Genomic DNA, 13633 nt, shown 5'->3' on the forward strand with positions numbered 1-13633 from the left:
TTACATTCTACATTTTCAATTGGTGACTTAATTAAAATGACCTTTTCCTTTAGAAAAAGATCATTTTGAAGGCAAAGAGAATAAGAATGATTCCCCCTAGAAAGTCTGCATATTGGGTTATGAAATTTATCTTTCTTATAAAACGACAAAAATAAAATCCTGAGGTACATATAATAAGAGTTATGATTCCTATAAAAATAGAATCAATAAAAATAATCCAATAAGATATTGTAGTACCTATAGTAGTAAATCCTACTACCAATGCATCTATACTTACTGAAACACCTAAAATTAAATACATAATATTTTTTAAAACTAGATCTTCATTTTCATTTTTTTCAAATCCCTCTTTTATCATCATTGCCCCTACTATCCCTATGGCTGTTCCTCCAATAATATTGGGAATTGCAGTAATATATTTTTCAAATAAAAAGCCCATAATAGCGCCACTAAAGAAAAATAAAAATTGAAATAATGCAAAAGAAATAATAAAACCTATTTTCTTGCTTCTATTTACACGTTTATTTAATCCAATACTTATAGTTACACCAAATGCATCCATAGCCAAAGCTACTCCAACTATAAGGATATCTTTTATATTCATATGCCCACTCCTAAATTATACTTATATAACATTGTATTATTGAATATTTTTACATATGTTACTTGGCGACATATTTTAATTTTCCTTTTGATTTTTACATTAATTTGTACTTTATTATAAAAATAATACTTTTATTTATCTATTTTTTGTTGTATAGTATATATTGTATTACGAATTAACTTTAAATAGTATAGCACATTTAGAAAAGGAGCGTATTTTAATGGCAAATTGTATCATAGCACAATCAGGTGGTCCCACTTCTGTAATAAACTCAAGTGTAGTAGGACTTTATAATGCAAACAAGGAATTAAAAGCATATAATAAGGTTTTTGCAGGCTTAAATGGGATTGAGGGTATTTTAAATGGTAATATAATTGACTTAACTTCTTATAGTGATGAAGAAATTAATAAATTTAGATTTACTCCATCTTCTGGCTTAGGTTCATGCAGATATAAGATGAAATCATTAGATGAATCAACTGAAGAATATGACAAGTTATTAGATGTACTAAAGGCTAATGATATAAAAGCATTTTTCTATGTAGGTGGTAATGACTCTATGGATACCACTGCCAAGCTTAGCAGATATGCAAAAGAAACTGGCATAGACATCACATTTATAGGAATTCCTAAAACTATAGATAATGATTTAATGTATACAGATCACACTCCTGGCTTTGGAAGTGCTGCACAATTTATCGCAAATTCAGTTTTAGAAACATATTTAGATTCTTCTGTATATACTAACAATGGTATATTCATACTAGAAACTATGGGAAGAGATACTGGATGGCTAGCTGCTGCTGGAGCATTAGCACAAATGAATGGTAAGCCAGTTGCAGATTTTATTTATCTTCCAGAAAAAGCTTTTGAAATTGAAACATTTTTAAAAGATGTTACAGATAAATTCGAAGAACAAAACCAAGTGTACATAGTGGTTTCTGAAGGCATTAAAGATACAAAAGGAAAATTCATTTCTGAAATGCAAGCTGATGCCAATGATAAATTCGGACATGCTCAATTAGGCGGCGTAGGTAATTACTTAAAAAACCTGATTATAAATGCAGGTATAACAAAAAGAGTTAAATCTTTAGAACTTGGTGTACTTCAAAGATGCGCAATGCATTGTGCTTCAGAAATAGATTTAAAAGAAGCTTATGAAGCTGGATATGAAGCATTAAAATATTCACTTACTGGAAAATGTGGATACATGGTTACAATTGAAAGAACTTCTAATGAACCATATGAAACTTCTTATTCACTTGTTGAAGCTAATAAAGTTGCTAATAACATTAAATACTTTCCAACTGACTGGATTAATGATAAGGGAAATCATATAAAACCACAAGCTCTTAAATATTTACTACCACTAATTTCTCCTCTTCCAGAGTTCAAAGTATTTAATAAATAATATAACAAAAGGCCCTAGTTTAATTACTAGAGCCTTTTATTTACTTATATTCTTATCTACATATTATCTTCAGATTTTCTATAGCCTTCTCTGTTTCTATTTGAACAGCTATTACAGCAATTATTTGAATAGTTATTTGAATAGTTATTTGAATAGTTATTTGAATAATTATTTGAATAATTGTTTGAATAATTGTTTGAATAGCCATTAGAATAGTTATTTGAATAATTATTAGAATTATTATTGTTCCTTCCTAAGCATGAACCAACTTGACAATTACAAATTAAATTAATATTTTCTACATTAATATCATCTTTGTATATCTTTAGCATATAAGTTGAATTTGGGCATAAAGGTCCAAATACAAACTGGCCATATCTATCTGTAAAAGTATGAGTTATTGGTGTTGGAATTGAACATCTATCATTAACTTTTAATAATACAACTACAGCGTCAGCTATTGCTCTCCCACCATTATTTACTACAGTTCCTAATACTGCACATCTATCTTCATTTTCTATTTTTGCTACTGCATTAATTTGCTGATTACACCCAGTTGAAAAAGTACAACTACCTATTCTTCCGCTCATAACGTTTCCCTCCTAAGTTTCTTATACTATAAAATATGATAACTCTACCAAAAAGGTGAATTTTATATAAAAAATATATTATTTACAAGCACTTTTTGCATATATATTCTATGGTTTCTAAAAATATATTTACTTCCTTTTCTGAGTTATATGCTCCTAAACTTACTCTTACCATACCTGGCATACCATTTTTTTTAATATATTCTTCTATTTCATCATTTTTTATCCCCAGCAATCTTCGTGTATATGGGTGCGCACAAAATCCTCCCTGTCTTACTGCAATTCCTCTAATACTCGCTAAATATTCTCCAACCATTTCATAACATAATCTATCTATATTAAATACCATTATTCCTAATCTATCTTCAATATTTTCATTATCACCATACAGAATTACTCTTTCAAAATTCTTCATTCCATCAATCAACATTTTCAGCAATTTCTTTTCATTACTTTCAATTAATTCAAGTCCAATTTTATTCATTTCTTTCAATGCTTGCATTAATGCAACTGCACCGAAAAAATTTGGACTTCCAGCTTCATTTTTTTCAGGTGTAGATAGCCATATTATCTCATCATCTAAAACCCTTTCTACAGTTCCTCCACCTTTAGTATCAGGTGGGTACTTTTCCAATTCATCCCGTAGCCCTATTATTGCACCACTACCAAATGGTGCATATACTTTATGTGCTGAAAATATTAAAAAGTCGATATAATCATCATTTTCTTGCCCACATATATTTACTGCCCTATGTGGCACTAATTGAGCTCCATCGACTATAAGCTTAGCTCCATATTTATGAGCTAATTTAGCTACCATTCTTATATCAGTAATATATCCAGTGACATTAGAAGCACCTGTAATAGTTACATACTTTATTCTGTCCTGATAAATACTAAACATCTCTTCTAACTCTTCCATGATTATACGACCTTTTTCATCTACTTCCACATATTTCAAATCACACTTACCTCTCCAGGGAAGGTCATTAGAATGATGCTCCATTCTGCTGGTTATTACTATATCATTTTTATTTTTAATTAAAATATTCGATAATTTATTGATTCCTTCAGTGGTATTGCTTACAAATATAGCAGTATATTTATTTAGAGGTGCATTAAAATACTTTATAACATATCTTCTACATTCCTCATATAAATCACTACTATACTGTGATTTTTGTCCATCACCCCGAGCAATAGATCCATAATTTTCACTAGCCTTTAATACAGCTTTCATAACTTTTTTTAAAACTGGAGTAGTAGCGGCATTATCTAAATTTATAGGAATAACTTGTTTTTTTCCATTAATTACAATCTTATTGTCTAACCCTATAAATAATTTTCTAATTTCATCTATATTATCTCTATGCATGACATTCTCCCCTCCATTACATACTATTCATTCCAATTTGACATTGCTACTACCTCTTTTCATTATATTTCTTTTATAAGATTCTAAGGTTACAGACCTATTCATAAACTTAAGTAACAGATAAATTAATTTTTTCATACATTATTAATAAATTATTTTTGGAGGATAAAAATTAAAGTGGAAAAGAAAAAAGTAAAAAAAAATAATAATAATGATGATTTAAAATTTACACCTTTAGATATTAATCCGCCCTTGAATATGGGTAATTCCAAGCTTAATTCAATTACTACCCCCAATGCTTTAGATGGAATTTCCATAAATAGTGATTGTAATAATATTTATATAGGCTTCCCACCTTTAGGATTAAATTCATCTACTAATATGAATACTCCATATATGAACACTGAAAATATAGCAGATACTAATATGAGTAGCACTAATATAGGTAATCCATATATGACTAATTCATCATTACTTAATCCTACATTTAATTCCGGTAACACTACAGGGTATTATCCTGCAATGCCTTATCCTAATAATATTCCTTCAATGGATACCAGTAATACTACTTCTATTACTTCATCTAATGAGAATGCCTTAAATAATGAATTTCCATCTGAACCGTCTTCTAATGATTTATTTTCATATAACACCACTGATTTTAGAAATATAAGTTATTATCTTCCGCTTATAAATCCGTTAGATATATTAAGAAATTTTAACTTATCCTTATATGATGATTCTAGAGACTCTGCTTCTAATAAGGAAATTGATGAAATATTTGAATCCATAAAAACTAATAATTCTCATATCTTTTCTACCCTAAAAGCCTATAGGATACCACTTCCTATAGCATCTTTAATAATTAAAAAGATAATCAAAATTACTTTAGAACATAAATAAGTAGGTGATTCAATGAGCTTATTTAATAGAAATGCACCTGTTACCGATTCTAATATTAGAATACTACATGCTGTTCCAACAGCTAATCCTATTGATATATATGCCAATGGTAATCTTATTGCCAGCAATGTATCCTTTGGAAAACTAACTAAATACTCTGCTTTACCAGCAGGTAACTACCAATTCCAACTCTATGCTGCAGGTACTTATGATACACCATTGCTTTCACAGGATATCACCACCATTCATGGTTCAAATTACACAATATCAGTAGTTACACTACAAGATAACCTATATCTTTTTAGGCTTAAAGATGATAATGTTCCTTCTACCAAGATATATACTTTCCTTAGGTTTATAAACCTTTCTCCTAACTCTCCATTACTTAGCCTTTCATTGCCTAATAATATAGAACTCTTCAATAGCGTTGAATATTTAGAAACTACAGGCTACTATATGCTTTCTTCTGGCATTTATAATCTACAAGTTACCGTTGCTTCAGATCAAAGCATTACAAAATATATAAAGAACATTTCTTTTTATAATGGTAACTTCTATACCATTTATATAATTGGTTTATTTAATGATACTCCTCAATTAGGATATCTTCTTACTGTAGACTACCAATAAAACTTAGGAACTGTTTTAATTGAATTAAACATTCAAATAACACAGTTCCTAAATTTTATCTTTATAAATCTTCATTGATTAATTTTCCACCTGAGCTTATTACTTTACTTTTACAATAGCTTTAAATTTCTTATTATAGTATAATAATTACGACTCTACTTAATATGGAGGTTAATTATAATGATAGTTTTAAGTTGTAAAGATATATGTAAAAGTTATGGTATTAGAGATATATTAAAAAACATTACATTCTCTATAAATGAAGGAGATAAAGTTGGTGTAATAGGTCCAAATGGTGAAGGTAAATCAACTCTTTTTAAAATATTAACAAAAGAGCTTTCGCAAGATTCTGGTGAAGTATTTATAGATAAAACAAGTAACCTTGGATACTTATCACAAAATTTATCCCTTGATTCTTCAAAAACAATATATGAAGAAACTTTATCTGTCTTTGAAGAATTATTAAACATTGAAAATAGATTAGCTACTTTAGAAGTGAAAATGAACGAACCTTATGATGCTAGCAATGCAGCCTATCATGATAAACTTATAAAGGATTATACTACATTGCAAGATATCTATTCACATAAAGGTGGATATATTTATAAAGGTGAAATATCTAGAGTATTAAACGGGCTTGGTTTTGCAGAAGAACATTTTGACAAAGAAATATATACTTTAAGTGGTGGACAAAAAACAAGAGTAGCTTTATGTAAGCTTCTTTTAAGAAAACCTGATATACTACTTCTTGATGAACCTACCAACCATCTTGATTTAGAAGCAATAACATGGCTAGAGGAATACTTAAAAAGCTATAAGGGAACTGTATTAGTTATATCTCATGATAGATTCTTCCTTGACTCTGTAACAAACAAAACTTTTGAAGTAATCAGCGGAAGCGTTGAAACTTATAATGTTCCTTATACTAAATATATTGAACAAAGGAAGAAAAAATATGAAGCTTTGCAAAAAGCATACGATCTTCAACAAGCAGAAATTAAAAGACAGGAAGCAATAATTGAAAAATTCCGTTCTTTTAATCGTGAAAAAAGTATTAGAGCTGCTGAAAGTAGAGAAAAGGCTCTAGAAAAAATGGATAAGATTGATGCTCCTCCTACTGATAAGGAAAGCTCTAAAATTAAATTTGAAACTCAAGTTAAAAGTGGATATGATGTTTTACATATTGAAAACTTGAAGAAATCCTATAGCGATAAAACACTGTTTACAAATCTTTCATTAGATTTAAAACGAGGTGAAAAAGTTGCTTTAATAGGTGAAAACGGTAGAGGAAAAACAACATTATTTAAAATAATAATGGATAAGATTGAACCTGATTGTGGCTTAAAAGTATTAGGTACCAACGTAAATGTAGGATACTATGATCAAGAGCAATCTAACCTTGATTTATCAAAGACTATTTTAGATGAAGTATGGGATGAATTCCCTAATATGACTACAACTAAGCTTAGAAGTGTACTTGCCTCATTCTTATTTACTGGTGATGATGTCTTTAAAGAAATAAGTAAACTAAGTGGTGGAGAAAAATGTAGGATTAACTTATTAAAGCTTATGCTTTCTAAGTCTAACTTACTTTTACTTGATGAGCCTACAAACCATTTAGATATACTATCGAGAGAAGCTTTAGAAGATGCTATCCTTGAATATGATGGTACATTAATGATAATATCTCATGATAGATATTTCTTAAACAAGGTTATAAATCGTATTTTAGAACTTAAGGAAGATGGAATTACTGAATATCTTGGTAATTATAGTTACTACCAAGAAAAGAAGGAAAATCCAAATCGATTCCAGCAATATGAGGAATTAGCTTCTGGAAAAACAAAAACACAAATAAAAGAGGAAAAGAAGAAAAAGAGAGAAGCTGATAAAGAAGCAAAAGCGTTAAAACTTCAAATAAAAAACATAGAAAAAAGTATTACCGACTTAGAAGAAGCATTAGAGGAACTTCAAAATCAACTATGTCTAGAAAGCGTATATTCTAACCCTGAAGAAAGTAATAGGGTTAATAAAGAAATACGTTCAACAGAAAGTAAACTAGAATCTCTTTATGAAGAATGGGAAAAAATTGCTGAATAAATTTCAGTAAGTTTTTTATTTATCACATAAAAAACACTTGAATTTTTTTTTATTTAGTTATAATATAATGTTGCTTAAAGAGTATATTCGGTAAAAGTAAATTTTTGTGAGAAAATTATTACTAAAGAAAAATAATATCTAGGAGGTGCTTTCTATGATAAGAGTATGCGGATATTGTTCTAATGTTGATATTGATGCCATTAAAACAATTGTTGGTGATGAAAATGTTGAAGTTGGATGCATCGGTCAATGCGGACAAGAATTTGTTGCATATATTAATGATGAATTAATTGAAACTTCAACTGAAGAAGAACTTTTAGATTATATAAAAAGAGTTTGCTAATTAATTCTAAATTTAATATTTAATATTTTACATAATTAAATGTAATTTTAAAAATAAAATGCATTAAGATAAATCATGATGACTTATCTTAATGCATTTAATATTAATATTGGAAATAAAAATTGGATGGTTAATATGAATTTTAAAGATTTAAATATAAGTGAAAATTTAATTAAAGTTTTAAAATCCTCTGGAATTACTGAACCTACAGAAGTACAAAGTCAAAGCATTCCTGCCATAAAGTCAGGTAATGATGTTATTGGTGAGGCTCATACAGGTAGTGGTAAAACACTGGCTTTTCTACTTCCTATTTTTGAAAAGATAAGTATAAAGGATAATAATATACAAGCACTGATACTTACACCTACTCGTGAATTAGCACTACAAATAACAGAAGAAGCCCATAAGCTTTCTAAAGGCAAAGAAGTAAACATACTTTCTCTTTATGGTGGAAAAGATGTTAGTTCACAATTAAAAAAACTGAAAGGTAATATACATATTATTGTTGCTACTCCTGGAAGACTTTTAGATCATATAGATAGAAAAACTGTAAACTTATCAAAATTAAAAACCTTTGTTTTAGATGAAGCTGATCAAATGCTTCTAATGGGATTTAAAAATGAAGTTGAAAAAATCATGAAAGTTTTGCCAAAAAAACGCCAAACTTTATGTTTTTCTGCCACAATGGATTCAGCTGTTAAAAAATTAGCCTATAGATTCACCACTGACCCATTTGTCTTTTCTGTAAAAAAAGAAGAACCTACTCTTGATAATATAATTCAGGAAGTGGTGGAAACTACAGATAGATGGAAGAGAGATTCATTATGCAATGCCTTACTTGAAGATAATCCATTTATGGCCATAATATTCTGTAGAACAAAAAGACGTGCTGATGAGCTTGAAATTGCTATGCACCAAAGAAAATTTAATTGTGCAAAGATTCATAGTGATATTCCTCAATCTAAAAGAGAACGAATTATTAAATCATTTAGAAATGCAGATATACAATTCCTTATTGCCACAGATGTAGCTTCTCGTGGACTTGATATAAATGGAGTAACACATATCTACAACTATGATATTCCTGAAAAAGCCACTGATTATATACACAGAATTGGTAGAACTGGAAGAGCTGGTGAAAAAGGCTATACATGCCTTTTCGTTGACCCTAAAAACTTCAAGGTACTAGAAGAAATTGAAGAAAAAATAGGCTTTACTATACCGAGAAGAAAGCTATAAAAAAAGGGGAAGCAAACTCTTCCCTCCCCTTTTTAACTAAATTCTCACTAGAATATCATTTATGTCTTCGCTTACCCTTCTTCTTTCGCTATAGACCCATTCCACATCAAAGTCTAAATTAAATATCTTTGAGAATGAATAATACATATTTATTTTTTGATAGTATATTTCCAAATCATCTAAATTTCCTGCAAAGCATTGAGGTTTTGTTAATTCCTTATATTTTAATACAAATAGCTCATCTACATAGAATAAGAACGCTTCCATTAAATCATCTCTGGAAACATCAAAAGGAACTCTTATTAATTTCCACTGATCTATTTCCTTTAACTTATACTTTTTAATTCTATCAAGAATTAGTAAGTATTCACTTATATCCATCTTTGTATAATAATCTAAACTTTCTTTTCTATCTTTCCATAATGCCAATTTTTGATTTAATGGTAAATTTTTAATTTTTAATATGGCATCTGATGGACCTATAACTGCCTTATCTATAAGCTTATCCTTCATCTCTAGCTTTTCTTTAATAAGATCTTGTGTACCTCCTATAGACGCTACATATCCTACATCATATATACCTTTTCTACCTGCTCTTCCAGCAACTTGTTTTACTTCTTGTGATGTAAGCTCTCTAACTTCCTCTCCATCATATTTAGAAACTGACATAAAAATAATTCTTCTAATTGGGAGATTTACTCCCATTCCTATTGCATCAGTAGTAACTAATACTTTAGTTTCCTTATTTAAAAATTCTGCATACTGCATTTTTCTTACTTCAGGTGGTAAGTCTCCATATATAATACTTGCCTTAATACCTTTCTCTGAATAGCTTTGTGCTATTTCTAAAACTCTTTTCTTAGAGAATACTACAATAGCATCTCCTTCCTTAGTATCATTGTAGCTAAAGTTTTTATTTTCAACTTCCAATGGCGTATTTCTTGTATATTCATTTATTTCATAATCATCATTACAATCAGTTAATATCTTTTGTAATAGTTCTTTAGTATTTAAAGCTCCACATATATGTATTTCTTTACATCTTAAGCCTAATAAAGCCCTACTCCATGCCATTCCTCTTCTACTATCACCTATCATTTGTATCTCATCAATAACAGCTATATCATATTCTTCATTTAAATTTACTTTTTCAATAGTACATGATACATGAGTAGAATTTTCATTTATTATTTCTTCCTCACCAGTCATTAAATCACAAGTAACACCTTCGTTATTAAGCTTTTCATAATTCTCTAGTGCAAGAATCCTAAGAGGAGATAAATATATGCCTTTCTTTGCATTTTTTAAACGTTCAATGGCATTATACGTCTTTCCTGTATTGGTATCACCTAAATGAATTATAACCTTTCTCTTTATTGCTCTTGCTAGTTTATACTCATCCTTTGGATTTTCTGGGAAATTCTTTTCAAATTCTTCACCTACTATTTTAGGAATATGAAGCTTAGTAAGTACCGTCATAAATCCAGAATTAAGAAAGGAATTATAATTTCCCGCAATTACATCATAAAAATCAAATGATGTTTTATTTTTTCTATTATAATCTTCTAAGAGTTTCTTAGATGCTTCTTCTAAAGCTTCTTCATATTTCATTACTACTTCTTTATATTCCCTAAAACCTTGATTTTCCATTTCCTTTAAAGCTTTAAGTTTCTTTCTAAGTGCAGTTTCCTGCTCTACTAAAGCCCCTGCTTTAGAATGCTTTATTATATCCTCAATATTAGCTATTTGTCCCTTTAATTTTTTAAACTCTCTTTGAGCAGCATTTTTTTTCATGCATTTAAGCCCCTTTCCAAAAGTATCCTTATAACTTATTTTAACATATTCTACTTCATATCTTTTATTATTTCCTTGAATTTGTTCTTTAATTTGCACTTTAAAAATCACAACTATATAATTTATATATAATTATGTGAAATTTAGAATGTTATTATGCCTAGTTTAATTTTAGAAAATTAAAAAAAAGTGCTAGATACAAAATATATCTAGCACTTTTATCTTTAATTCATCATTCATAATTCTTAATTCATAATTAATTTCTATTCTCCTAGTCCGCTTTCATGGAACTTTTTAGTGAATCCACTTAAAAGGTTATTGATTGGTTTCTTTAAGAATATTGAAATAAGTATTGCTACTACTATATAAATTAACATTATAACTATATCCTTCACAAGTACTGACTGAACCACTCCACCTATTGCTTCTCTAGCAAATGAAATAGCATACGTAAATGGTAAATATGGATTTATCACTTGGAAGAACTTAGGTGTAAGCTGTATAGGAAATGTTCCACCTGAACCTGCTACTTGTAAAACAAGTAATATTATAGCTACTACTTTTCCTACATTGCCAAATACCGATACCAGTGAATACACTATAGCCACAAATGTTATACTTGCAAATAAAATTCCTACTACAAACAATGCTGGATTTACGCAATATATTCCTAATAAATATAAATCCCCCAATGCTACTATTAAAGCTTGTGTTATTCCTATTGTAAGGAACAATAACATTTTTCCAAAGTATACTTCCATAGGTTTATATTCTCCATGTGCTTGAACGCTAAACATAGATACCAATAAAGTCATACCTACCCAAAGTGCTAATACTGAATAAAACGGAGTCATTGCACTACCATAATTACCCATAGGGTATAAAGTATTTTCTTCTAATTCCACTGGTGAAGCAAGATAATTAGCTCTTTCCTCAACATTATTTTCTATTAATTCTAATAAGTCTTTTAAATCGTCACTATCCTTTAGGCTTCCTATCTTTGCAGTTATGTCATTTAAAATATTTTCTACTTTTGGTAAATTATCCTTTGCATATTGTATACCTTCAATACCTTTGTCGCATAAAGTAGAAACTGTTGTTAGTATTTCTTCAACTTGTGGTAATTTATCCTGTGCTCTTTGTAATATTTCTAATGCACTTTTTGCACTATCATTGGCAGTATTTAATATAGAATTTATATTTCCTAATATCTCTGAATCAAATCTATCATATAAATTACCTGTAATATTGCTCACATCATTTAATACAGTTTTTACATTTTCAAGTTTTGATGTATCTATTAAGTTTCCATTAGCTAGTGAATTTTTTATACTTTCAATTTCATTATATAACTGATTTAAAGTATTTTCAGCTGTTATTAAATTATTAAGCACATCTGATAATGCTCCATTTTGTGAGTGACCATTTATTTTTTCTACTAATACTCTTATAGATGTAAGATAATCTCTAAGTCCACTTACTTTAGTATTTAAGTTTCCTAATAATACATTTGCATTTTCACTACCAGTGTTTATAGCATTAATAACAACATCTACATAAGATGATACTTCATCTGCTAAGTCTCTTACTAAACCTATATCAGTTTTAATGGTTGGCGCTATATTATTTATCTCTGTTTGAGATTTACTGATAAAGTCAATTATATTTGTTGCTAACCCTCTTGTATTGCTTAAAGTATCTGTAATTAAAGGGATATCCTCTTTAAGACTTGTTGCTAAACTCTTTATTTCAGTTACTCCATCATAAGCTATATCCGTTGTTTCATATAAATCCTTAAACTTAGATTGAATCTCCAAAAGCTTATCATACATACTGCTTAACTTAGGTAGCTGTCCTTCAATCTCTATTCCAAAATCTTTTGCTGTTGAAAGAACTATATCGCTTACCGTATTAATAACTGTTTCATTAACATTTTCCTGCACTGCTGTTGCACCTTTACTAGTAATCTTCGGCGCTATTGCATTGATCTTTTCATTAACAGTATAAATAATTTTACCTTTGGTAATATTATTAGTTATTAATGATAATATATCTTGAGAGAACTCCTCTGGAATAGTAAGCATTGCATAATACCTACCTTCCTCAACGGCTGTTACAGCTTCTTTTTCACTAACAAACTGCCAGCCCATAACATCATTTTCTTTTAACTGTTCTATAATCTGGTCCCCTATATTTTTAGGCTCTCCTCGAAGTTCTGCTCCCTTATCATTATTTACTACTCCTATTTTTATTTGGCTAGTTGCTTCCTTTCCATATGGATCCCAACACGCTTTAATATTGAACCATGCATACAAAGAAGGTAATATAGAAAGTGCTATAAATACTATTAATGCTGCATAATTAGTAAAAATTTTCTTCATATCTTCTTTGTAAATTTTTAAAATGTTCTTCACTTTTTTACCCCTTTCTTATCTTAAGTTATATAATGATGTTTCCATCATCCTTTTTATTTATATATATTATAATTTTTAGATAAACTCTTCAAACTTCATATTAGGGCAAATTTTCTTTTTTATGTCCATTATGTTTAATTATGCTTTAAAAATATGCCTTTTTATATTTTTATACTAATCAGTCTAAAAATATGAACATACTTTAAATATTTGTTCATATTTAAAAATAT

Annotated in this window: 11 protein-coding genes; 6 read left to right on the forward strand and 5 right to left on the reverse strand. The window is 28.9% G+C overall.

The window, feature by feature from the left end; genetic code table 11:
* Positions 1-49: 49 nt before the first annotated feature.
* Positions 50-604: a manganese efflux pump gene (locus tag Q5O44_RS15010; RefSeq protein WP_022169272.1), complete on the reverse strand. Its 555-nt coding sequence runs from the start codon at positions 602-604 to the stop codon at positions 50-52.
* Positions 605-824: 220 nt separating this feature from the next.
* On the opposite strand from Q5O44_RS15010, the gene Q5O44_RS15015 reads away from it, so the two are divergent.
* Complete coding sequence (locus Q5O44_RS15015) at positions 825-2015, forward strand: 6-phosphofructokinase (RefSeq protein ID WP_022169273.1); 1191 nt, start codon at positions 825-827, stop codon at positions 2013-2015.
* Positions 2016-2071: 56 nt separating this feature from the next.
* Here Q5O44_RS15015 and Q5O44_RS15020 read toward each other — a convergent pair whose 3' ends face one another.
* Complete coding sequence (locus Q5O44_RS15020) at positions 2072-2605, reverse strand: carboxypeptidase-like regulatory domain-containing protein (protein WP_022169274.1); 534 nt, start codon at positions 2603-2605, stop codon at positions 2072-2074.
* An 82-nt stretch (positions 2606-2687) separates the two neighbouring features.
* On the reverse strand, positions 2688-3980 hold the full coding sequence (locus Q5O44_RS15025) for an aminotransferase class V-fold PLP-dependent enzyme (RefSeq protein ID WP_022169275.1): 1293 nt from the start codon (positions 3978-3980) through the stop codon (positions 2688-2690).
* A 177-nt stretch (positions 3981-4157) separates the two neighbouring features.
* Here Q5O44_RS15025 and Q5O44_RS15030 point away from each other — a divergent pair, with 177 nt between their 5' ends.
* The 5 genes from Q5O44_RS15030 to Q5O44_RS15050 all read left to right on the forward strand — a co-directional run bounded on the left by Q5O44_RS15030 (position 4158) and on the right by Q5O44_RS15050 (position 9195).
* On the forward strand, positions 4158-4883 hold the full coding sequence (locus Q5O44_RS15030; RefSeq protein ID WP_022169276.1) for a hypothetical protein: 726 nt from the start codon (positions 4158-4160) through the stop codon (positions 4881-4883).
* Between the two features lie 12 nt (positions 4884-4895).
* Positions 4896-5513 carry a DUF4397 domain-containing protein gene (locus Q5O44_RS15035; protein WP_022169277.1) on the forward strand — a complete coding sequence of 206 codons (618 nt, stop codon included), beginning with the start codon at positions 4896-4898 and terminating at the stop codon, positions 5511-5513.
* Between the two features lie 180 nt (positions 5514-5693).
* Positions 5694-7613 carry a ribosomal protection-like ABC-F family protein gene (gene abc-f / locus Q5O44_RS15040; RefSeq protein ID WP_022169278.1) on the forward strand — a complete coding sequence of 640 codons (1920 nt, stop codon included), beginning with the start codon at positions 5694-5696 and terminating at the stop codon, positions 7611-7613.
* A 154-nt stretch (positions 7614-7767) separates the two neighbouring features.
* Positions 7768-7956: a hypothetical protein gene (locus Q5O44_RS15045; RefSeq protein WP_022169279.1), complete on the forward strand. Its 189-nt coding sequence runs from the start codon at positions 7768-7770 to the stop codon at positions 7954-7956.
* A gap of 135 nt (positions 7957-8091) precedes the next feature.
* Positions 8092-9195: a DEAD/DEAH box helicase gene (locus Q5O44_RS15050; protein WP_291661898.1), complete on the forward strand. Its 1104-nt coding sequence runs from the start codon at positions 8092-8094 to the stop codon at positions 9193-9195.
* Positions 9196-9231: 36 nt separating this feature from the next.
* Here the strand turns inward: Q5O44_RS15050 and Q5O44_RS15055 are convergent, their stop codons facing one another.
* Both Q5O44_RS15055 and Q5O44_RS15060 read right to left on the reverse strand, forming a co-directional pair.
* Positions 9232-10989 carry a DEAD/DEAH box helicase gene (locus Q5O44_RS15055; protein WP_302637367.1) on the reverse strand — a complete coding sequence of 586 codons (1758 nt, stop codon included), beginning with the start codon at positions 10987-10989 and terminating at the stop codon, positions 9232-9234.
* Positions 10990-11252: 263 nt separating this feature from the next.
* Positions 11253-13403 carry a YhgE/Pip domain-containing protein gene (locus tag Q5O44_RS15060; protein ID WP_022169282.1) on the reverse strand — a complete coding sequence of 717 codons (2151 nt, stop codon included), beginning with the start codon at positions 13401-13403 and terminating at the stop codon, positions 11253-11255.
* Positions 13404-13633: the final 230 nt, after the last annotated feature.

This window comes from Clostridium sp. CAG:221 (assembly GCA_000435835.1).
Classification (GTDB): domain Bacteria; phylum Bacillota; class Clostridia; order Clostridiales; family Clostridiaceae; genus Clostridium.